General features: G+C 54.0%; 15 protein-coding genes. 4 read left to right on the top strand and 11 right to left on the bottom strand.

Annotated elements, in window-relative coordinates:
- The first annotated feature begins 423 nt into the window (after positions 1-423).
- Positions 424-1,185 (top strand): DeoR/GlpR family DNA-binding transcription regulator, encoded by a 762-nt coding sequence (locus ACQY6F_RS07020; protein WP_428773232.1) that lies wholly within the window; start codon positions 424-426, stop codon positions 1,183-1,185.
- A gap of 73 nt (positions 1,186-1,258) precedes the next feature.
- Positions 1,259-3,091, top strand: coding sequence for a glutamine--fructose-6-phosphate transaminase (isomerizing) (gene glmS / locus ACQY6F_RS07015; RefSeq protein WP_428773231.1), 1,833 nt, complete (start codon positions 1,259-1,261; stop codon positions 3,089-3,091).
- Positions 3,092-3,508: 417 nt separating this feature from the next.
- Here glmS and kdgR read toward each other — a convergent pair whose 3' ends face one another.
- Both kdgR and ACQY6F_RS07005 read right to left on the bottom strand, forming a co-directional pair.
- A complete protein-coding gene (gene kdgR, locus ACQY6F_RS07010) occupies positions 3,509-4,291 on the bottom strand; it encodes a DNA-binding transcriptional regulator KdgR (RefSeq protein ID WP_428773230.1) in 783 nt (260 codons plus the stop codon).
- A gap of 225 nt (positions 4,292-4,516) precedes the next feature.
- Entirely contained in the window at positions 4,517-5,080 is a 564-nt protein-coding gene (locus tag ACQY6F_RS07005; protein WP_428773229.1) for a porin family protein, read from the bottom strand.
- A gap of 454 nt (positions 5,081-5,534) precedes the next feature.
- Here ACQY6F_RS07005 and ACQY6F_RS07000 point away from each other — a divergent pair, with 454 nt between their 5' ends.
- Positions 5,535-6,452 (top strand): diguanylate cyclase, encoded by a 918-nt coding sequence (locus ACQY6F_RS07000; protein ID WP_428773228.1) that lies wholly within the window; start codon positions 5,535-5,537, stop codon positions 6,450-6,452.
- Positions 6,453-6,857: 405 nt separating this feature from the next.
- On the opposite strand, the gene galK is transcribed toward ACQY6F_RS07000, so the two are convergent.
- From galK to mglB, 4 genes are all read right to left on the bottom strand, one after another.
- Positions 6,858-8,030: a galactokinase gene (gene galK, locus ACQY6F_RS06995; RefSeq protein ID WP_428773227.1), complete on the bottom strand. Its 1,173-nt coding sequence runs from the start codon at positions 8,028-8,030 to the stop codon at positions 6,858-6,860.
- Positions 8,031-8,199: 169 nt separating this feature from the next.
- A complete protein-coding gene (mglC, locus tag ACQY6F_RS06990; RefSeq protein WP_428773224.1) occupies positions 8,200-9,207 on the bottom strand; it encodes a galactose/methyl galactoside ABC transporter permease MglC in 1,008 nt (335 codons plus the stop codon).
- Positions 9,208-9,216: 9 nt separating this feature from the next.
- Positions 9,217-10,725 (bottom strand): galactose/methyl galactoside ABC transporter ATP-binding protein MglA, encoded by a 1,509-nt coding sequence (mglA, locus tag ACQY6F_RS06985; RefSeq protein ID WP_428773223.1) that lies wholly within the window; start codon positions 10,723-10,725, stop codon positions 9,217-9,219.
- Positions 10,726-10,864: 139 nt separating this feature from the next.
- Positions 10,865-11,839 carry a galactose/glucose ABC transporter substrate-binding protein MglB gene (gene mglB, locus ACQY6F_RS06980; RefSeq protein ID WP_428773221.1) on the bottom strand — a complete coding sequence of 325 codons (975 nt, stop codon included), beginning with the start codon at positions 11,837-11,839 and terminating at the stop codon, positions 10,865-10,867.
- A 543-nt stretch (positions 11,840-12,382) separates the two neighbouring features.
- Between mglB and ACQY6F_RS06975 the strand changes: the two genes are divergently transcribed.
- Positions 12,383-13,729 carry an MATE family efflux transporter gene (locus ACQY6F_RS06975; RefSeq protein WP_428773219.1) on the top strand — a complete coding sequence of 449 codons (1,347 nt, stop codon included), beginning with the start codon at positions 12,383-12,385 and terminating at the stop codon, positions 13,727-13,729.
- Positions 13,730-13,811: 82 nt separating this feature from the next.
- Here the strand turns inward: ACQY6F_RS06975 and ACQY6F_RS06970 are convergent, their stop codons facing one another.
- The 5 genes from ACQY6F_RS06970 to ACQY6F_RS06950 are packed head-to-tail and all read right to left on the bottom strand — an operon-like array spanning position 13,812 to position 21,918.
- Positions 13,812-15,947: an alpha-galactosidase gene (locus ACQY6F_RS06970; RefSeq protein ID WP_428773218.1), complete on the bottom strand. Its 2,136-nt coding sequence runs from the start codon at positions 15,945-15,947 to the stop codon at positions 13,812-13,814.
- Positions 15,948-15,959: 12 nt separating this feature from the next.
- Positions 15,960-17,045 (bottom strand): ABC transporter ATP-binding protein, encoded by a 1,086-nt coding sequence (locus ACQY6F_RS06965; RefSeq protein ID WP_428773216.1) that lies wholly within the window; start codon positions 17,043-17,045, stop codon positions 15,960-15,962.
- A 10-nt stretch (positions 17,046-17,055) separates the two neighbouring features.
- Entirely contained in the window at positions 17,056-20,172 is a 3,117-nt protein-coding gene (locus ACQY6F_RS06960; protein ID WP_428773215.1) for a beta-galactosidase, read from the bottom strand.
- Between the two features lie 13 nt (positions 20,173-20,185).
- Positions 20,186-21,001, bottom strand: a complete 816-nt coding sequence (locus tag ACQY6F_RS06955) for a carbohydrate ABC transporter permease (protein WP_428773214.1) — start codon at positions 20,999-21,001, stop codon at positions 20,186-20,188.
- A complete protein-coding gene (locus ACQY6F_RS06950; RefSeq protein WP_428773213.1) occupies positions 20,998-21,918 on the bottom strand; it encodes a carbohydrate ABC transporter permease in 921 nt (306 codons plus the stop codon). Before ACQY6F_RS06950 ends, ACQY6F_RS06955 begins: the two co-directional genes overlap by 4 nt.
- Positions 21,919-21,959: the final 41 nt, after the last annotated feature.

Genomic DNA, 21,959 nt, shown 5'->3' with positions numbered 1-21,959 from the left:
CTCTCCGGTAAATATATTTACAATTTTTGAAATCACTACATCTCTCTGAAGCGGTGGGCATGTGGCTCTTCCCATACCCGAATCGGCGAGCTAATTATCGCCCAAAATAAGAGCTTCAGAGTTGAAAGTCTTTCACCAAGTTTAGTCATTTTATGACTAACTACTGGGGGTAAATTTCCGTGTTTTTGTGACTTAATCCGGTTAATAGACCAAATTTTGTCCGTTCTATACGAAAATTTCTGTAATTTTTTTTCTTTTCGGGACGGATTCTACCATTGAATTACGTTGATATCACTGTTTAAGAATTGTCTTAGAGCAAGGTTTTGGTGTTATTTATTAATTTTTTGGATCGAAAAAAATGGACGTGAAAGTTTCGAATTGGCTATAATAAGTTCCGAATCGAAACTTAAGAATTAAAATTAAATGTCGAAACGAAACACCCAGCTCCGCAGACATCAAATTTCCCAGTTGGTAAACCAAAAAGGTGAAGTTAGTGTCGAAGCACTCTCTGCTCAATTTGATACATCAGAAGTAACTATCAGAAAGGATCTGGCTTCTCTGGAGAAAAATGGCCAGCTGCTGCGTCGTTATGGTGGTGCGATTGCACTGCCTAAGGAAGTGGTCAGTGATGAATTGCACCAGGAAGTTTCGTTTCGTAAGGAGGAGCTGGCTCAGGCCGCCGCCCAGCTGATCCGGGACCATAACCGTATCGTGATCGACAGTGGCAGTACCACCGGGGCGCTGATCCAGCGCCTGAATGACAAGCGTGGTCTGGTGGTGATGACCAACTCGCTCAATGTGGCTCATGCACTGAATGAGCTGGAAAACGAACCGACCCTGCTGATGACCGGCGGAACCTGGGATGCCCATTCAGAATCCTTCCAGGGGCAGGTTGCAGAAACCGTGCTGCGCTCTTATGACTTTGACCAGCTGTTTATCGGCGCCGACGGCGTTGACCTGGCGCGTGGCACTACCACGTTCAATGAGCTGGTGGGCTTAAGCAAAGTGATGGCCGAAGTGTCGCGCGAAGTGATTGTGATGGTCGAGTCAGAAAAGATCGGTCGCAAGATCCCCAATCTTGAACTGGACTGGAGCCTCATCGATATCCTGGTCACCAATAGTGACCTGGCTGAAGAATACCGGGCGCAAATCGAATCTCACAACGTGAAAGTGATTTGCGCTTAAATTTGAACCCGAACCTTTGGCCTTTTGCTTGCTGCCGGGTCGGAAAACAAAATTACAATATTGGAGAACAATTATGTGTGGAATCGTAGGTGCGGTAGCGCAACGAGACGTAGCGGAAATTCTGGTGGAGGGCCTGCGTCGCCTTGAGTACCGTGGTTATGACTCAGCCGGTATTGCCGTAGTGGACGGAGAAGCGCAGCTGACCCGTGTACGCCGCCTGGGTAAAGTGCAGGAACTGGCCGATGCGGTTGAACAGGCGGAAGTAAATGGCGGTACCGGTATTGCCCATACCCGCTGGGCGACCCACGGCGAGCCTTCTGAAGCTAACGCCCACCCACACATTTCTGGTGACATCAACGTGGTGCACAACGGCATCATCGAAAACCACGAAGAGCTGCGTGAACTGCTGATTGAACGTGGTTACCAGTTTGAATCGCAAACCGACACCGAAGTGATCGCCCACCTGGTCGAGTGGGAGCTGCGCAGCGCCAGCAGCTTGCTGGAAGCGGTACAAAACAGTGTCAAGCAGCTGGAAGGCGCTTACGGTACGGTAGTGATGGATCGCAACGATAACAGCCGTCTGGTTGTGGCCCGTTCAGGCAGCCCGATCGTGATCGGTTTTGGTGTCGGTGAAAACTTCCTGGCTTCTGACCAACTGGCGCTGCTGAACGTGACCCGCCGCTTTATGTACCTGGAAGAGGGCGATGTGGCGGAAATTACCCGTCGCGATGTCAAAGTGTTCGACAGCCAGGGTGTCGCGGTTGAGCGTGAAATCGCCGAGTCGAATGCTGAGCACGATGCCGGTGACAAAGGCCAGTACCGTCACTTTATGCAAAAAGAGATCTTCGAGCAGCCAACCGCGCTGATCAACACCATGGAAGGGCGCCTGACCCAAAACGCTGTGGTGACTGAAAGCATTGGTGTCAATGCGGCTGAGATCCTGGCGAAAGTGGAACACGTGCAAATCGTTGCCTGTGGTACCTCTTATAATGCCGGTATGGCCGCGCGTTACTGGTTTGAGTCTCTGGCCGGGGTTAGCTGTGACGTGGAGATCGCTTCTGAATTCCGTTACCGCAAGTTCGTTACCCGTCCGAACAGCCTGCTGATCACCCTGTCTCAATCTGGCGAAACTGCCGATACGCTGGCCGCATTGCGCCTGGCGAAAGAGAAGGGTTACATGGCGGCGATGACCATCTGTAACGTGGCGGGCTCGTCGCTGGTCCGTGAGTCGGACTTTGCCTTTATGACCCGCGCCGGAGTTGAGATCGGTGTGGCTTCAACCAAAGCCTTTACTACCCAACTAGCTGCGCTGCTGATGCTGGTCACCGCACTGGGTAAACAGCAGGATCGCATCGGCGCTGAGCTGGAACAAGAGATCGTCACCGCACTGCACGCGCTGCCAAAACAGATCGAAGCAGCGCTGGCGGTAGAAGGCCAAATCGAAGCGCTGGCGGAAGATTTTGCCGACAAACACCACACCCTGTTCCTGGGCCGCGGTGAGTTCTACCCAATTGCCATGGAAGCATCGCTGAAACTAAAAGAGATCTCTTACATTCACGCTGAAGCCTATGCGGCGGGCGAACTGAAACACGGTCCGTTGGCGTTGATCGATGCTGACATGCCGGTTGTCGTGGTAGCGCCAAGCAACGATCTGCTGGAAAAACTGAAATCTAACATCGAAGAAGTGCGCGCCCGTGGCGGTCTGCTGTACGTGTTCGCCGATGCCGATGCCGGTTTTGAAGCGGATGAAACCATGAAAATCGTCACTATGCCGCACGTCAGTGAGATCACCGCACCGATCTACTACACCATCCCGATGCAGCTGCTGTCTTACCACGTGGCACTGATCAAAGGTACCGACGTTGACCAGCCGCGTAACCTGGCCAAAGCGGTAACGGTGGAATAATTTTCTCCAGAGTGAGTATTTGCCAATGCCATTAGTGCGTTAGTAGCTACTCCCTGAATTGACAATGTTTTAACTTAGCTGCTTTGACCTCCGGCCAGGTTCTGCCTGGCCGGAGGTCAGTTATTTCTAGCAGAAGTAGATGTTCCCATCTGTCGTCATGTCATGTGGGAGTTCAGTCGCTCAACAGCTTCAGGCTGGCAGTAGCAAGCTGACTGAGTTTTTTACTCTTTACCACAACCAGCTTGCCGCTGATTCGCGCCGAGACCGGTTTGATAAGTTCGCTCTTTCGTTCCGGTTCACGCACCACCCGCAGAGAGGCTGAAAGTACGCGCTAAGTTTATGATTAAGTCTAACGCGTGATTTTTAGTGTTGAGGGTAATACTGTTCAGACCTGGCCGTTTTTTTTCTCTGCTGCTGTTATGCCGGGTAGTTTTGATAACCCAATTGTTCCGAGATGTTTTTGCCCGCTTGGTGCAGCAGGCCTACGTAATATTGCATGCTCTGTTCATCGAAACGAATAGTCGGGAATGAAATCGACAGGCCAGCAATGATATGACCCAAGCGGTCATATATTGGTGCTGCGATACAACGTAGGCCGGGCTCCTGCTCTTCATTATCTTCGGCGTAGTGATAATCACGAACTTTGACCAGTTCATCCAGAAACTGGTCGGTATTTTTAAGCGTTTTCTCGGTGTGCTGAACAAACTCAACTTCGGCCAGGGTGTCGCGAACAAACTGTTCATCACGTTCAGACATCAACACTTTGCCTATCGCAGTACTATACAGTGGATTGCGACGACCGATACGCGATTGCATACGTAAGTTATATTTCGAGTCGATTTTGTGGATATAAATGATGGCATTTTCATCCAGGGCACCCAAGTGCAAGGCTTCTTTAGTCTGTTCGGAAATGTAACGCATCTCTTTGTCGGCCAGTTCAATCAGGTCAACATATTCCAGCGATTTGGATCCCAACTCAAACAGCTTCAGGGTCAGTGAATACTTATCTGCTTCACCTTCCTGTGACACATAGCCTAATGATTTTATGGTCTGCAAAAAGCGGTAGGTGGTCGCTTTAGACATCATTAGGCGTTGAGAAAGCTCCGAAACACCGATGGCTTTCTGTTCTCCAAGAGCTTGAAGAATGCGGAATACTTTGAGTACCGATGACACGGCTTCAGGTTGAGTTGTTTTTTTCATGTTTACCTCTGTAATGCTAGTTATCCTCATTATATCTCTGATCTTTTAAGTAGCTATCAGTCAGTCGGGGCGGAAATGAAAACGAGACAGGTAATCGTTAAGAGATCTGCTATCAGGAGAGGTGTTTGAGACTTTCGGGGCAATGGGCTTTGCCAGAGCCTCTAAGCAGACAAGCGGGCTTTACGGTGGCTAGCATAATGCTTTTTAGCCACCGTTTAATGAGCATCAGAAGGCGTAAGCGACGCCCAGTTGCAGTGAACTAAAGCCAACCGTGTATTCGTTTGAGCCCGTGAGGTTAACTTTATCTACCGAGATCGCATCGGCTTGACTGATCAGGCGCAAGGTGAAATGTTCTACCGGCTGGTACTCCACACCGAACCCAAGGTGGACACCGGCACCGGAGTCGTCAATCACCGCCGCATTACTGCTGTTCAAATCGACATAACTTAGCCCCACCAGGGCGAACGGGCGCAGGCCGTTGTCAAAGCTGTAACCTAAATTGGCTGCCAGCGACCAGGATGTGGGCGCGAACAGCTCGGCGCCATGGCTGGTCACGGTGCCGTAATCGTTATAGCCCGCTTCGATGCCTACGATGCGGTTAAAATAATAGCCGCCGTATACCCCGTAGCTGGTGCCGGAAGTGTCGGTATTGCCGGCGATACCATCATCTTCAAAGGCCTGGGTCAGGCCGTAGCCGGCGCCGACATACGGCCCGGAAAAATCAGCGGCATTTGCCTGGCTGCCAAGCAGCGCCAGCAATGCGGTTGCGGTAATTAGATAAGTTTTCATATTGGATGTTCTGCCTTCATTGTGTGTTTTTATAAAAGTCTTTGATACAGCGGGACTCTGCCTAGGTTAGTACTGTAACGCGACCTCAGCGCAGAACGCTATGCTCCATTGGTACAAACTGTTATCTCGCTAGCAGGTTATTGTCCCGCTAATCGTTCACTTCTTAGGGGCCGTTAACACTGGTTCACGTCAGCATCAATGAGGGGCTAAAGTCAGCCAGATTGATGAGTAATAAAGGGCGGTTGAATAGTCATATAAAGATAAAACCTCACACGGAGTCATAATACCTGGCAACCGGCAGAGATTTAGCTCTGATTTCAGTTGATGTGAGAGATTTGGCTGATCAATATATAAGTTGGATCAATTCATTTTACTGATAGTCTGCTAATATTATATTTCACTAATGTAAGTGATTGGCAAGCAAGTTATTTTCTCCAGGGAAGGTTGAATAACGATGAAACAGCAATCAGATGAATACGAAGAGTATGCGGCGGTGATTGCTTCACTGCCAGATAAAGTATTTGTTCTCACTGAATCTGGCCGCTATGCCGCAATTATGGGCGGTGATAGCGACGAGTATTACCATGATGGCTCCTCTCTGGCAGGGTTGATGCTGTCCGATGTGCTCCCCGTTGAAAAGTCTAACTGGTTTCTGCAGCGCATAAAGGAAACGCTGGAAGCCAACAAGTTAATGGTATTTGAATACGGTTTGTCAGCAGATGATGTGGATACGGTAGACAGTCAAAGCGGTCCGGCCGGTGAACTGTGGTTTGAAGGGCGGGTTATGCCGCTGAAGTCATTGCGTTACGGTGAGCGGGCCGTGGTATGGGTGGCGAGGAATATTACCAAGCGGCACCATTTAGAGCAGCAGTTGACTTACCAGTCTGAAATAGATTTTCTGACCAACAGTTATAATCGCAGGAAGCTGTTTGAGGAGCTCAATAACGCCTTCTACAAATATCACCGTTATCAGGAGCAATACAGTTTCCTGTTAATTGATCTTGATGATTTCAAACAGATTAATGACGCATACGGTCACAAAACCGGTGATGATGTGTTGCGTAAACTCACTGCAGCCTGTCAGGCTGAAATCCGTCAGACCGATGTGATCGGCCGGCTGGGCGGGGATGAATTTGCCATTATTCATCAAGTGACCGCAAACGAGTCATCTTACGCGCTGGCAACCCGGCTGGTGGAGATGGTCGCCAGCCAGTGTGGCGCAGAGCAGTTCCCCAATCTCAACCTGACAATCAGCGTTGGTATCAGTCAGTTTCAGGAGCGGGATCAGGGAGTGGAAAATATCTATCAGCGGGCGGATCTGGCGCTGTATGAGTCCAAACGCAACGGCAAAAACCGTATTTGTCTCAAATAAAGCGGCTAACAGGTGGATACTCGGTAGTGCGCTTGGTGTTAGCCCGCCGTTGAATAGAAAAGAACCCCAGCACCAAATCCGCGGCGCTGGGGTTATTCTTATACGACTCTATACCCAGATCAGACGGAGCAAGCAGTCTGTCTGAGCACCCAACCTATGCGTTCAACATCTCCCCCGACATGTAGAAACGACTTCAGGCAGAGACCGATATTCCTGATCAGGCTGGAATTCGCAGTCGGACTGCGGCCAGTGGGAATGATTCGGTGAGTCTGGCAAGAATTGAGTTTTATCAGCTAACCCGGTAACGGCTCGGTCGTCACCACCTCGGACAGTACCGGCCAGCATGCTAGCCGGTGGGCAACCAGGGTAATTGTCGATAACCGAGTCGAGCATCCAGAGCCCTTATCAGCGCGGTTCGGTAGTCAGCGTGACTGTGCCCGCGCCATCGGTGGCGTGGCAGACATAGACGGTTTCTTTCAGGCCGGTTTTGGCCTGGTACAGCTCGCTAACCGCATGGACCACGTCTGCCACCAGTTCCGGTGGCATCAGGGCGACAATACAGCCGCCAAAACCGCCACCGGTCATGCGTACGCCGCCTTGCTCGCCAATAACCTGCTTGACGATCTCAACCAGAGTGTCGATTTCCGGTACTGTGATAGCAAAATCATCGCGCATCGAGCTGTGCGATTCGGCCATCAGTCTGGCCAGCAGCGCCATATCGCCGGCTTTCAGCGCTTGCGCGGCCTGCAGCGTGCGGTCATTTTCGCTGATCACGTGGCGGGCCCGCTGCGCGACCACAGGATCCAGCTCTGCTGCCCGGGCTTCGAACTGCGCCATGGTGACATCGCGCAGGGCAGGGACGGCAAAGAACTGAGCCGCCTGTTCACACTGCCTGCGGCGGGTGTTGTACTCGCTGTCGACCAGACCGCGGCGTTTATTGGAGTTGATGATCACCACCGCCATCTCTTGCGGCATTGTAACCGGTTCGGTTTCCAGGCTGCGACAGTCGATCAACAGCGCGTGATTGGCAACGCCTTCCGCCGAGATGAGCTGATCCATAATCCCGCAATTGCAGCCAACAAATTCGTTCTCTGCCTGCTGACCGTTGAGGGCGATCTCTGCCTGGCTGATCTCCAGCTGGTAAAGGGTTTTAAACGTCTGGCCAATCACCACTTCCAGCGCAGCGGAAGAGCTGAGGCCAGCGCCTTGTGGGACGTTACCGCTGACGACAATATCAACACCGCCAAACTGGTACCCTCTGGCTTGCAGGCATTTCACCACCCCGCGAATGTAGTTGGCCCAGGTTTTGTCCTGCAGGTGTTCAATCGGCTGGTCGAGGTCAAACTCGTCCAACTGATGCTGGTAATCGACGGCGATCACCCGTACCCGGTTGTCGTCGCGTCTGGCCGCCGCTACCACGGTCTGGTAGTTGATCGCGCAGGGCAGCACAAAGCCGTCGTTGTAGTCGGTGTGTTCACCAATCAGGTTGACCCGCCCTGGTGCCTGAATGATGTGGCTGGGTGGATAACCCAGCAGCTGGGAAAAAGCGTCACTCACGTTTTGAATCAAAGTTTTCATTCCAGTTCTCTTACGTGTTAATTCTGCCTATGACGATTGTTTTGTCGTGTAGGCCGTTGAAAAAGCCCGGAGAAGTTTAGTGCGTCAGGATGATCGGGCTGTGACCATCGCGGTTATCGGAAATGCGCTAAAAGAGCATTAAGGTGGCACCGGAGTGCCACCGAGGAGGTTATTTCTTGTTGGCGTATTTCATTGAATCCAGCGCCACGGCGAAGATAATGATCGAACCTTTAATGATGTACTGCCAGTAAGGACTGACGCCGATGTAGGTCATACCGTAGTTGATGACGGTAAAGATCAGCACCCCGGTCACGACCCCGGCAATACTGCCGACCCCGCCCGCGAACGATACCCCACCGACCACACAGGCGGCGATGGCATCCAGCTCGTACAGGAAGCCCAGGTTGTTGGTAGCACTACCGATCCGGCCCGCTTCCAGCATACCGCCGAAGGCATAGAACACGCCGGACAGGGCATACACTTTCAACAGTGTCATCGGTACGTTGACACCAGACACTTTGGCCGCTTCCGGGTTACCGCCAACGGCAAAGATGTTTTTGCCAAATACGGTTTTGTTCCACAGTATCCACATGAAGATGATGGCGATAATGGCGTAGAAGGTAATGTAGGAGAACCTGAAGTCACCAAAGCGGATAAAGCCCTGGGTGAACACCGAGAAGCGTTCATCAAAACCGGCGATAGGTGAGGCACCAACCGAGTCGTAGTAGAGCGAGTTCATGCCGTAAACGATGATCATAGTACCCAGAGTGGCAATAAACGGCGTGACTTTCAGGTAAGCGACGATAATACCGTTCACCAGGCCGATGATGGCACCGATCAGACACACCGCGATGATTACCGCCACGATTGGCACTTCGCCCAAGCTTGGGAATACCTTGTTGACGTTGTCTATCGACTGCAACAGGGTGGCGGAAATGACCGCTGCCAGGCCGACCTGACGACCGGCGGACAAGTCGGTGCCCTGGGTGACGATAAGGCCAGCTACGCCGAGGGCAATGATAACCCGCACGGAAGACTGGGTCAGGATGTTACTGAAGTTTCGCAGGCTCAAAAATGACGGTTCTTGGATCACAATCACCGCAAGCAGAATGAATAGAACCGCATAAATTGCACCTTCTTTCAGGTGCTTAAGCGCAAATGTTTTTACAGAATCCATAATTATTTCCTAGAGGTAACGAGAGGCCAGCTCTAATATTTCGTTTTGTGTCGTGTTGGCGGTTTCCACTACACCAGCGGCACGACCGTTACTCATAACCAGAATCCGGTCGGTGATACCAAGCAGTTCCGGCATTTCAGACGAGATGATGATGATGCCCTTGTTCTTGTTCGCCAGTTCCAGGATCAACTGGTAGATCTCAAACTTGGCGCCCACGTCGATACCACGGGTCGGTTCATCGAGCATCAGAATTTCCGGCTGGGTCAGCAGCCAGCGGCCGATGATCACTTTCTGTTGGTTACCGCCGGACAGCGAACCGATGGCGGTTTCATGTGACGGCGTTTTCACGCTCATGGAGTCGATCACCCACTGGGTATCGCTTTTCATCTTCTTGTTGCTCAGCAAGCCCGTCTTGGTTTTGTACTCGTCGACGTTGGCCACCAGCGAGTTAAAGGTGATGTCCAGATTGCTGTAGATACCGGTCGAGCGGCGCTCTTCGGTTACCAGGGCAAAGCCGTTGTTGATCGCTTCATGGGCATCGCGGTTTTTCATCTCTTTACCGTGCAGGAAGATATGCCCCTCGCTGCGTTCCCGCACACCAAATATGGTTTCGACGATGTCGGTACGGCGTGAACCGACCAGACCGGCCACGCCCAGAATTTCGCCCGCTTTCAGCTCGAACGAGATATCGTTGATCGACGGCTGATTAAGCGCGGTGAGGTTTTTTACTTCCAGGATGGTGTTAAGCGGCGTGTTGGTTTTGGCCGGGAAGCGCTGAGTCAGCTCGCGACCTACCATCATTGAGATAATGGCGTCCATGTCCAGACCTGCCAAAGGTCGAGTGTCTACCCATTGACCGTCCCGCAGTATGGTGATCTCATCACAGATGGCGAAGATCTCTTCCATTTTGTGCGAGATGTACACCACACCACAGCCTTTTTCCTTCAGCTTTTTGATGATGGTGAACAGGTGGTTAACTTCTTTTTCGGTTAGCGAAGAAGTCGGTTCGTCCATGATGACGATCTTGGCGTCGTAAGAGAAGGCTTTGGCGATTTCCACCATCTGCATCTGCGAGACCGACAGAGTACTGACTTTGACTTTAGGGTCGATATCGATATCCAGCTCTTCGAAGATGGCTTTGGTATCGCGGTACATCTTGTCGTGGTCGACAAACAGGCCTTTTTTCGGGTAGCGTCCGAGCCAGATGTTATCCATTACGGTACATTGCAGAACCTGGTTCAGTTCCTGGTGGACCATAGACACGCCGGATTCTAACGCTTGTTTTGACGAGTGGAAGTTGACATGTTTCCCTAGGAACAGGATGTCACCCTCGTCTTTTTCGTAAATTCCGAACAGGCACTTCAGCAGTGTCGACTTACCCGCTCCATTCTCGCCCATTAATGCATGAATAGAGTGTGGCCGAACTTTTAAGTTTACCTTGTCTAATGCCTTGACCCCTGGGAACGATTTACTCACCCCTGTCATTTCTAACAGAAACTCATGCTGTTGATTTACCATGGCATCACTTAATTTTATTCAGGTTTGGAATGAAATTCAGACAAAACAATCCCTTACCATCAGAGTGCTGATGGTAAACATTGGCTAGCTTGAGGTAAGGGAAAAAGGGAGAAGCAGGTTCTCCCTCAGGCTGCTTCGATTACTCGAGAGTCGATTTATCAACACCCACGTATGGTACGCGAACAACTTTGTTGTTCACTTGCCACTGAGTGCCTTCTTCCGCTTTTTTGCCGTTCGCCAGGTTGCGAGCCAGTTCGAAGGTCGCTTTGGCTTGTGAATCTGCATCGTTCAGCACGGTACCGGCCATGTCGCCAGATTTGATCAGTGCCAGCGCTTCGCTCAGTGCATCAACACCGAATACCGGCAGCTTCACGCCCGCGCCGCGCAGTGCTTCAATCGCACCCATCGCCATGCCGTCGTTGTTGGCGATCACCACTTCAATTTTTTTACCGTTCGGGCCAGACAGCCAGGCGTCCATTTTATCTTTTGCCATGGCGGTATCCCACATACCGGTATCCATGTGCAGCTCTTCAGTTTTGATGCCGTTGTCGTTGATGGTTTTGATTGAGTAAGTCGTACGGGCTTCCGCATCCGGGTGGCCTGGCTCGCCTTTCAGCATCACGAACTGCAGTACGCCGTCACCGTTTTTGTCCCAGGATGGGTTGTTATTCCAGTGTTGAGCGATCAGGTCGCCCTGGATGATGCCGGATTCTTTTGAATCGGTACCAACGTAGTACGCTTTTTCATAGCTGGCCATGGCCTTCGCACTCGGTTCTTTGTTGTAGAATACCACCGGTACGTCGTCCATTTTCGCTTTGTTAATGATGGATGGTGCCGCCGCAGGGTCAACCAGGTTGATGGCCAGAGCTTGAACGCCGCGCGCCAGCATCACGTCCACCTGGTCGTTCTGCATTGACTGACTGTTTTGTGAGTCATTCATCAGCACACGAGTGTCGCCATCCATGTCGGCCTGCTTTTCGATCGCCTGACGCACTACCGACATAAAGTTATCGTCATATTTGTAGACAGTAACGCCTACAGTGGTATTCGCCACAGCTTGTGTGCCAAAACCCATTCCCGCGCAGAGTACAGCTAAGAGTGTTAGTTTTTTCATTTGAACAAATCCTGTTTGTCTTTCTTATCGATATTATGTAGGGAGTAAAAACGATCACTGATCGGCATACACCCACGTTTCAGTGAAAACGTTTAACGGGCAGTATAGTTATTGAAACGTTAAATAATGTGAGCTGTTTAATATTTTCAGTAAATCTATTTCAAAACATTTCTGTTTGTTTTAATTGTTTGAAATGCTTAACATCGCTTGTAATAAAGCTTTTCTCCAATGTTTCGCAATGTAACAGCGAGATCTGGATCGCGTTTTTTTACCGATAAATTTAGATGCGTGAATAAAATGACGATATTTTTGTGATAACGTTTACAGTAATTTAGCTTACCAAATTAGCAGTGGCAAACAAAAGTAGTTCTGCGTTTGTTTGCCACAATATATACTGATGTCCAGCCGGCAATTTCGTTGCCTGCCCATGCCGGCATCAGCATAAATTTCTTGATCAGGTTCATTTACTGGCTACCCGATAAGCCCGAAAGCGGCTGCGCGGTGGTTGTGGTATCACAATCGTTTCACAGGATTACACCTTTAATGTCAACACAAGCCTCTTCGCTGCAACAGCGGATGAATATCGTTACCCTGACCTGGCCGATCTTTATCGAAGTGCTGCTGCGCATTGCGCTGAATACCACCGATGTGTTTATGCTCAGTGGCTTTTCCGATCTGGCGGTTTCGGCGGTCGGCGTGGTCACCCAGATCACCTTTTTCCTGGTGGTGATCTCCATGATGGTCAGTAGCGGTACCGGGATCCTGATCGCCCAGTATAACGGTGCCGATAAAGAGACCGAGGCGGACCAGGTTGGGGTAGCCAGCATCATGCTGGCGCTGCTGGTGGGTGGCGGTCTTAGCCTGGCGGTGTGGTTGGGCGCGGATCTGGCCATCTCCATATTTGGTCTGGAAGCTCAGGTGGCGCAATTTGGTTATGACTACCTGATCATCAGCGGCAGCTTTACTTTCAACGTTACCCTGGGCATTGTGCTGACCACCATATTGCGCAGCCACGGTTTTTCCCGCTCGCCGATGTGGATTAACCTGTTTGCCGGCGTAATTAATATCGCCGGTAACTACATTGCCCTTTATCAGCCGTTTGGTCTGCCGGTGTTCGGCGTGGCAGGGGTGGCGACGGCAACCGTGGTAAGCCAGATCGTCTCGACCCTGGTGATGTGCTGGGTGATCAGCCGTAACGGCGTCCGGCTATCGCTCGCCAAGTGGCGAGAAGTACCCGCAGAGATCTACCGGAAAATTGTCCGTATCGGCGTGATGAACGCCGGTGAGATCCTCTCTTACAACGTGGCGCAGATGACCATAATGTATTTTGTGGTCCAGATGGGCACCGCCTCGCTGGCGGCCTACACTTATGCGCAGAACATTACCCGGGTCTCGTTCGCCTTTTCGCTGGCACTGGGCCAGGCTGGCCAGATCCAGACCAGTTACTACGTGGGGAAAGGCTGGGTGGACGATATCCTCGACCGGGTGCAGAAGTACTTTCTGGCCGGTTTGCTGGTGTCGACCAGCATTATCGTCTCGATCTACCTGTTCCGTTATCCGCTGATTGACCTGTTTACCCAGGATGCGGAAATCGTCGCGCTGGTGGCGGGCCTGATCGCCGGCTCGATCCTGGTTGAATCCGGCCGGGTGTTTAACCTGATCTTTATCGCCGCGCTGAAAGGGGCCGGTGATGTCAAGTTCCCGGTGCAGATGGGGATTCTCAGTATGTGGGGGATCGCGGTGGTGTTCAGCTATCTGTTTGGTATCCAGCTCGGCTATGGCGTGCTCGGGGCCTGGATTGCCATCGGTCTGGATGAGTGGTTCCGCGGCATAGTTATGGTCCGGCGCTGGCGCTCCAAAGTGTGGACCCGTTTTGCCCTGACGAACTGATTAACATCACCGGAGCAGAGCAATAAAAAGGAGCCGTTCACGGCTCCTTTTTTCGTGGCAGAGGTGTAGTGACACGCGAAAGTTAATCCAGTTTCACCAGTTCGATCAGCAGTGCGGCTTCCGGGTCGAGCACCGGCAGTTGCAGGCCAACTTCGCGCAGCCAGCGGCCGATCACTACCACCGGCTCTCCCTGATTAAGCTGCTGCATCCAGGCGGGAAAACGCTTCATCAGCCCGGCGCTGGTGTCGGGAAAGTCGACCAGCTTCAGTTGGTAACTGGCGTCCGCTTCCAGCATCGGCAACTGCAGCGGCTGTGGCAGCATGTATTCCGGCATTGCGGTCTGGCACACCGTAACCAACAGCTGCTGCCGGCTGTATACCCCATAGGCGTTGCGGGTTGGATCGCTGCTGTCGAGGTAAAACGCCTGGCCGCTGTGCAGCAATGGGCGATAGCGTTTATGCAGATCGATGTAACGGCGGAATGCCTGTTTCTCTTCCGGGCTGGATTTGACCGGATCCAGCTCAACCCCCATATGACCCTGCAGTGCCGTCAGGCCGCGCAAATTGATGCTGTGCTGACGGCGGGTGGTATGGCTGTGCGCCGGTCCGATATGGGCACCCATGATCTCGGCCGGAATAAAGATGCCGAGGTACTGTTGAATGGTCTGCCGCTCCAGCGCATCGTTACAGTCTGAACTCCAGAACCGCGCAGTGCGGCGCAGAATTTCGTAGTCGATCCGGCCACCGCCCGACGAGCAGGACTCGATCTCCACCTCTGGATGGGCCTGGTTGAGTTTATCCAGCAGCCGGTAGACCGCTTGGGTCTGGCCGTGAATCGCCGCTGTCCCCTGGTGCGAGGCCTGCAGCAGTTCGCGGTTCATATCCCACTTGAGATAATCGATGCGGTGCTCGCTGAGCAGGGCGTCCAGCCGCTGGTAGAGGTAATCGAAACAGTCCGGGTGCTGCAGGTTGAGGACGTACTGGTACCTGCCGGTCACCGGCTGGTAGCCTTCGGTCGCCAGCAGCCATTCCGGATGCTGGCGGAACAGATCCGAGTCCGGGTTAACCATTTCCGGCTCCACCCACAGGCCGAACTGCATGCCCAATTGATTAACGTGGTCGATCACCGGTGTCAGGCCATCGGGGTATTTGTCTCGATCCAGCTGCCAGTCCCCCAGCGCGGCTTTGTCGTGGTGGCGGCCTTTGAACCAGCCGTCGTCGATGATAAAGCGTTCGACGCCGATTTCAGCGGCGTGGGTCGCCATCTCACAGATATAAGCCGGGTCATGGTCGAAATAGATCCCTTCCCAGGTGTTAAGGTGGACCGGCCGGGCCTGGTCGGGGGCAAATCGCAGCAGGTGCCGGCGTACATAGCGGTGGTTAGCCTGGCGAATCGCGTTGACCCCATCGCTGCTGTAACTGCAGTACAGCAGTGGGCTCTGATAGCTTTCACCCGCGGCCAGCTGAATTTCGCCCGGCATCAGCAGTTCGCCAAACTGGGCGAAGCGGCGGCCGTCGCTTTTGGCCTCCAGGCGCCAGTGGTGGTTGCCGCTCCAGCCGAGGTGAAAGCCCCACACCTCGCCCTGCTGGTTGCTGAAACTTTGGCTGCCAACCAGACAACCGGGAAAATACTCGTGGGAGGTGCGGCCGCGGCGGTTTTCCTGGCTGAAGATACCGTGTTCCACGCTCTGCCGCTGAGGCTGGAACTCGCGGCTCCAGCGACCACTGTAGGACTCCAGCTCCTTGGCGTGATAGGGCAGCGGTATGGTCAGTGCCAGCTTGTTCAGCCAGAACGCGTCTTGGCCCAGATTGGTCAGCCGAATCCGTTTGGTCAGCACACCGGAGTCGCCATCCAGTGCCAACGTGATGGTCGCGCTTAATCCGGCGCCCTCATCCCGGCATTCAATACTGAGCTGATCCTGGTGCTGCTGGTGGCGGTGATAGCGAAACAGCGGGCACCAGGCCCGGCCGTTTCTGTGCCCTTCGATACCGGGAGAGCCATAGCTGCCCCGGCCCAGTTCCGGCAGTAGGGTGACCGGCTCATCGTGATCGATACGGGCCTGGGGTACGGCCCGGTCAAACACTTGTGCCAGCTGCGCCAACTGGTCGGCCGAAGCGGGCGGCAGCGCTTTCCCCCAGTAGAGGATCTCCGCTGTATCGGTCAGTTTAATGATCAGGCTGGTGCGGGCGCTGTGGAGCTGAAGGTACTGTTGTGACATAGTCGCTCCTGATCAGCGGTTTGAGATGCAACGCGATTCGAAGAAAATATGGCAGTTGTCGAGGTTAAAGCTCAGTTCCAGTGCGTCGCCGCGCTGTACCGCTTTGTCACCGGACAGGTGGACCCGGTAGTTGTCGTAACCGCCCACCTCACCGAACAGGTAGGTACTGTTGCCCAGCCGTTCGACCGCCTGGGTGTGAAACTGCAGCCGGGTATCGCCGCTGTCATCCAGGGCAATGTGTTCCGGACGCAGACCAAAGGTAACTTTATCGCCGACCGATACCAGTCCGCTGTTCACTGCGACCGTCAACGACTGTTGGTCGGGCAGGGTCAGGGTCAGGCTCTGCTCGCCCACTTGTGTGACGGTGGCCGGCAACATGTTCATTTTTGGCGAACCGATAAAACCGGCAACAAATTCGTTATCGGGACGGTTGTACAGCTCCAGTGGCGTGCCGACTTGTTCCACCCGGCCATCACGCAGCACCACGATTTTATCCGCCAGAGTCATGGCTTCCACCTGGTCGTGGGTGACGTAAATCATGGTGGCGTCCAGCTCACGGTGCAGGGTGGCGATCTGCAACCGCATGTCGACCCTCAGCTCGGCATCCAGGTTCGACAACGGCTCGTCAAACAGGAACACTTTCGGGTCACGGACAATCGCCCGGCCGATGGCCACCCTCTGACGCTGACCGCCCGACATATCTTTCGGTTTACGGTCCATCAGATGATCCAGTTGCAGCGCTTTGGCGGCGCGCTGCACCCGCTGGCGAACCTCTTGTTTCGGGAAGCCGTTCATCTTCATGCCAAAGCCCATGTTTTCTTCCACCGTCAGGTGCGGATAGAGGGCATAGGACTGAAACACCATCGCGATACCGCGCTCGGCCGGGTCGACATGGTTCACCACCTGGTGGTCAATTTCCAGCACCCCGTCGGTGATCTCTTCCAGGCCGGCGATCAGGCGCAGCAGGGTCGACTTGCCGCAGCCCGACGGGCCGACAAACACCACGAATTCACCCTTTTTGATATCCAGGTCGACACCATGAATCACACCAGTGTCGCCATAGCGTTTGATTACGTTAGAAAGTTTGATATCTGCCATCTTACTTACCTTAAAAATTGTCCTGTGTGGCTGCCGTCATGCGCAGCGAGAGCTGGTAGCGGTAGTGCGGTTGTTGCAGAGTAAATTCCGGATGCACGCTCGGTGACCAGGAATCGTCGCCGCCGACCCCCATGTGGAAGCCGTCCAGGCGCACATACAGCAGGCCGCTATCGTGCAGTTCGTTGCTGTGGCGCGCCGCCGCGATCACATCGGTGTGGTAGCGGCTGACCGACAGGTGATGCTGGCCGCTGACCTCTAGCGTGCCGATACGGCTCTGTCTGACATCGCAGCGCAAACCGCTGTCGGACGGGAAGATGTACGGCGTGTGCATCTGTTCCACCGTGGCCTGATAGCGGCCGACATGGGCCGCCAACTGGCGATCCGGGTAGTTCTCAAACGGGCCGCGGCCATACCAGCTGACGCAGTCGATATCGCCGGTCAGTGCCAGCTCAAGGCCGACTCTCGGCAGCGACGGCAGCGATGGCGATGCCTCGACATTCACTTCCAGCTCCACTTCGCCATCCTGGTAGATACGGTAGTGCCAGCGGGTTTCCAGCATGCACTGGCCGGCAAAGCTGTGACGGTAGCGGCTTTCCACCTGGTAATGGTCACGGTGGGCGAAATGGTGGCAGCCGATGCACTCGGCTTCCAGATTGGCGAGGCCGGCGGCCTGCCAGCGGGCTACCCAACTGTTGGGATCAACCCGGTCGACTTCGCTGGTGCCGATGTCGTTGTCCAGCGGCGCGCGGTAGAAGTGATCTTTGGCGGGCTGGAGCAGGGTTTGCTGGCCGTCAACCAGCCAGGAATGGAGGTAGCCGCTAGCCAGGTCGAATTGCAGTGTCTGCCGGTCAGCCTGCAGCACCAGCTGGCCTGCCTCGCAGCTCACCTGCGGTACCCCGGACAGGTTGCGCTTGGCGGCCGGCAGTGCGGCGGCGCAGGGCAGGCTAAACTGCTCGCGGGAAATCAGGTGTCCGGCGTCGGCCCAGCTGGTTGCCTGAGTCTGAATCACGCTCAGATTGAGGTGGTATTCACAACCCGGCTTGGCAACGGGTAGTTCTGCCAGCAGCTCAACCTGCAGCTGGCCCTGCGGCGCGATCAACAGCTCCGTTTCGCCGCTGATTAACGGCTGGCCGTCTTCACAGATGTTCCAGTGCAGCTGTTCCCCTTCGCTGGCGGTAAACAGGTATTCGCTGCTGATCTCAACCCGCAGCGGCTGGCTGCTGACCAGTTTGAACTGGTGGAACTGCTGGGCTTTCTTCGCTTCATGCAGGGTTGGGTGGACGCTGCGATCCGGGAAAATCAGCCCGTTGATGCAGAACTGGCGGTCGTTGATCTGATCGCCAAAATCGCCGCCGTAAGCCCAGTAGTGCTGGCCGTTGGCATCGGTCTTGCTCAGGCCCTGGTCAACCCAGTCCCAGATAAAGCCGCCCTGCAGGCGCGGGTAGTCGCGAAACGCCTGCCAGTATTTGTCAAAGCTGCCGAGGCTGTTGCCCATTGCATGGGCGTATTCGCACAGGATCAGTGGCCGCTGTTCGCCCGGCAGGCCGAGCCATTTTTTGATCGCGTATTTCGGCGTGACGCTCTTGTCCAAATGGTGGTAGAGGTCTTTATCCACCCGCGAGTACATTGGTACGATAATATCAGTCGCAGCGGTATCCGAGCCGCCCCCTTCATACTGGACCGGCCGGGACGGGTCACGCTGCTTGATCCACTGGTACATGGCGTGGTGGTTGTTGCCGATACCGGATTCATTGCCCAGTGACCAGATGATCACCGACGGGTGGTTTTTATCCCGTTCCACCAGCCGCGAGATACGGCGCTGGTAGGCACCCAGCCAGCTGACATCATCCGACAGGCGACACATCGGGAACTGGCCGTGGGTTTCGATATTGGCTTCATCGACCAGGTAGAGGCCGTACTGGTCGCACAGTTCATACCAGAGCGGATCATTGGGGTAGTGGGCGGTGCGCACGGCGTTAAAGTTATACTGTTTGAGCAGCTTGATGTCCGCCAGCATGTCTTCCCGGCTCAGGCTATGGCCGGTTTCCGGGTGGTGTTCGTGGCGGTTGACGCCGCGGATCAGCAGCGGCTGACCGTTCACCCGCAGCAGGCCATCTTTGATTTCAACCTGGCGGAAGCCAACGTTATAGGCTTCGCAGTCGACCAAACCACCACTTTCATCTTTCAGGCTGACCACCAGCCGGTACAGATGCGGCGCTTCCGCGCTCCATTTCAGTGGCTCGCGGATGCTCACGCTGTGCTCTGCCACTTCCTGCCACGGGCCTTTCTCATCAATGATGCGCTGACCGCTCTGCTCAGCTAACGGGCCGAATACGCTCTCGCCGTCGGCATCAAACAGTTCGATTTCAACCTGGTGCGGCAGGCCTTTTTCGCTCAGCGTGGTGGCCACCTGCAAGCGGGCGTCGCGGTAACAGGCGTCCAGTTCGGTGGTGATCGCCACATCTTCGATGGCAATCGCCGGTTTGCTGCGCAGGGTCACGCTGCGGAAAATGCCGCTCAGCCACCACATGTCCTGGTCTTCCAGGTAGGAACCGTCCGACCAGCGCAGCACCATCACGCTGAGTTGGTTACTGCCCTGCTGCAGGTAGCGGCTCAGGTCAAATTCGGCCGCCAGGCGGCTGTCCTGGGAATAGCCGACCCAGTGGCCGTTACACCAGAGGTGGAACGCGGAATTGACGCCGTCAAAAGTCAGGGTGTGGTGCTTGCCAGGTTCCAGTTGGTCGAGCTGGAAACTGAGCCGGTACAGGCCGGTCGGGTTGTCCTCCGGCACATAAGGCGGCGTATCGGCAAACGGGTATTTAACGTTGGTGTATATCGGTTTGTCGTAGCCCTGGGTCTGCCAGTTGCCCGGCACCTGAATTTCATCCCAGTGGCTGTCGTCAAACTGCTGGCTGACGCACTGCTCATCGACCGACTCCGGCCGGTCAAACAACTTGAATTTCCACCGGCCGTTAAGCGAGCGCAGGTTGGCCGAGCGGTCACCGTTTTTCGCCGCCGTCTGGCTATGGTAAGCGTGCAGTGGCGCGTGCGCTTCCAGCACATTGTGGTGGGTGATATGCTGATTTTCCCACTCACGGGCAGACAAAATTTGCTTAAAACTTCTCATCTTGAATATCTCGTTATTTTACTGAGCCCGTCATCCCGGCAACGAATTGCTTCTGCATTAAAAAGAACACTGCTAGGGTCGGTATGGTAGCGACCACCGTGCCGACCATGATGATGCCGAAGTCCGGGAAATAGGCGGAAGAGAGCGAAGAGAGCACCAGGTTAATGGTTTTCAACTCAGCCGATTGCAACACGATCAGCGGCCAAAGGAAGGCGTTCCAGGAGGTCATAAAGACGATAATAAACGCGGCGGCGTAGGTGGTTTTCATCACCGGCATGTAGACATACAGGTAGATTTTCCAGTCCTTGACGCCATCGACCCGGGCGGCATCGATCAGTTCTGACGGAAACGCTTTGGTGCACTGACGGAAGTAGAACACGATGAATACCGAGGCAATGGTCGGCAGCATTACCGCCAGATGGGTATCCAGCAGCCCGGCTTTGGCCATCAGGGTAAACAGCGGGATCATCAGCGCGGCAAACGGGATCATCATGGTCAGCAGCATGGCGCTGTAAACCCGGTCGCGCACTTTGCTCTTATAGATTTCAAAGCCATAGCCGGCCATGGAGGAGATCAGCAGGGTAAACAGGGTACTGATGATGGCGATTTTCGACGTGTTGTAGAAAATCAGCCACAGGTCGATCTGCTCATTCAGCTTGGCCAGGTTAACCAGCAGCTGGTCACCAAAGCTGAATTTACCGGTGTTGATCTCGGTGGTGGTGTTGGTGCTCGACACCAGCATCCAGTAAAACGGGAACAGCGACACCAGCGAGAACCCGCTCAGAAACAGGTACATCAGCGCGCGCAGGAGGCGGTTTTTGCTACTCATGATTTATCCCTCGCGACTCGGAACTGCAGGATGGCCAGCACGGCGGCGAAGAACACGATCACGTAAGAAACCGTGGCCGCATAGCCGAAATTCGGCACGAACTTGAACGACAGGTTGTAGATGTACATCGACAGGGTCAGGGTTTCGTTGGCCGGGCCACCGTTGGTGATGTTGACCACCTCGTCAAACAGCTGCAGCGTACCTATGGTCGACATCACCGTGGTAAACAGGATCACCGGTTTCAGCAGCGGTACAGTGATAAAGAAAAACTGCTTAATCGGGCTGACCCCTTCAATCCGCGCCGCTTCATAGATCGATTTGTCGATGTTCTGCATCGCCGACAGGAAAAAGATCATGTTGTAGCCGGTCCAGCGCCAGGTGATGGCGATAATGATGGTGACCTTGGCCCAGAACGGGTCGGCCATCCACGGAATCGGATCGGCGATAATGCCGCACCAGAGCAGGAACGAGTTCACTATCCCTTCGTAGGAAAACATGCTCTTGAACAGGATAGAGTAGGCCACCAGCGAGGTGACGCAGGGCAGAAAAATCGCCAGCCGGAACAGGCTGCGAAATTTGAGATTGGGCGAATTCAGGCAGGATGACAATGCCAGTGACAGCAATATCATGATCGGTACCTGAATCAGCAGGAAGATAAAGGTATTTGCCAGCGCTTTGATAAACACCGGATCGTTAAACAGCCGGGTGATGTTGCCAAAGCCGACAAACTCCATCAGCACGCCGCGGCCGGAATGGAGCGAAATCCACAGCGAATTTACGATGGGGTAGATCATAAACAGCGCCACCAGCGTGACCGCCGGCAGGACAAATCCCCAGCCATTGATATCGTAAAAACGCTGAAAACTGTTTTTGTTGCGTTGGGTAGCAGACGAAACCGTCTTGACCAATTCACTCATAATGACACCAGAAAAAAGCCCCACTTCACCGAGCGGCCAAG

This window comes from Vibrio sp., assembly GCF_050299255.1.
In the GTDB taxonomy this organism is placed as follows: Bacteria; Pseudomonadota; Gammaproteobacteria; order Enterobacterales; family Vibrionaceae; genus Vibrio.
The sequence above is the reverse complement of the archived record's forward strand: the minus strand, read 5'-3'. Positions and strand labels throughout refer to the sequence as shown.

Coding starts and splice junctions, on each gene's coding strand:
- ACQY6F_RS07020 (WP_428773232.1), top strand. CDS start 424: ATGTCGAAACGAAACACCCAGCTCCGCAGACATCAAATTTCCCAGTTG.
- glmS (WP_428773231.1), top strand. CDS start 1,259: ATGTGTGGAATCGTAGGTGCGGTAGCGCAACGAGACGTAGCGGAAATT.
- kdgR (WP_428773230.1), bottom strand. CDS start 4,291: ATGAAAAAAACAACTCAACCTGAAGCCGTGTCATCGGTACTCAAAGTA.
- ACQY6F_RS07005 (WP_428773229.1), bottom strand. CDS start 5,080: ATGAAAACTTATCTAATTACCGCAACCGCATTGCTGGCGCTGCTTGGC.
- ACQY6F_RS07000 (WP_428773228.1), top strand. CDS start 5,535: ATGAAACAGCAATCAGATGAATACGAAGAGTATGCGGCGGTGATTGCT.
- galK (WP_428773227.1), bottom strand. CDS start 8,030: ATGAAAACTTTGATTCAAAACGTGAGTGACGCTTTTTCCCAGCTGCTG.
- mglC (WP_428773224.1), bottom strand. CDS start 9,207: ATGGATTCTGTAAAAACATTTGCGCTTAAGCACCTGAAAGAAGGTGCA.
- mglA (WP_428773223.1), bottom strand. CDS start 10,725: ATGGTAAATCAACAGCATGAGTTTCTGTTAGAAATGACAGGGGTGAGT.
- mglB (WP_428773221.1), bottom strand. CDS start 11,839: ATGAAAAAACTAACACTCTTAGCTGTACTCTGCGCGGGAATGGGTTTT.
- ACQY6F_RS06975 (WP_428773219.1), top strand. CDS start 12,383: ATGTCAACACAAGCCTCTTCGCTGCAACAGCGGATGAATATCGTTACC.
- ACQY6F_RS06970 (WP_428773218.1), bottom strand. CDS start 15,947: ATGTCACAACAGTACCTTCAGCTCCACAGCGCCCGCACCAGCCTGATC.
- ACQY6F_RS06965 (WP_428773216.1), bottom strand. CDS start 17,045: ATGGCAGATATCAAACTTTCTAACGTAATCAAACGCTATGGCGACACT.
- ACQY6F_RS06960 (WP_428773215.1), bottom strand. CDS start 20,172: ATGAGAAGTTTTAAGCAAATTTTGTCTGCCCGTGAGTGGGAAAATCAG.
- ACQY6F_RS06955 (WP_428773214.1), bottom strand. CDS start 21,001: ATGAGTAGCAAAAACCGCCTCCTGCGCGCGCTGATGTACCTGTTTCTG.
- ACQY6F_RS06950 (WP_428773213.1), bottom strand. CDS start 21,918: ATGAGTGAATTGGTCAAGACGGTTTCGTCTGCTACCCAACGCAACAAA.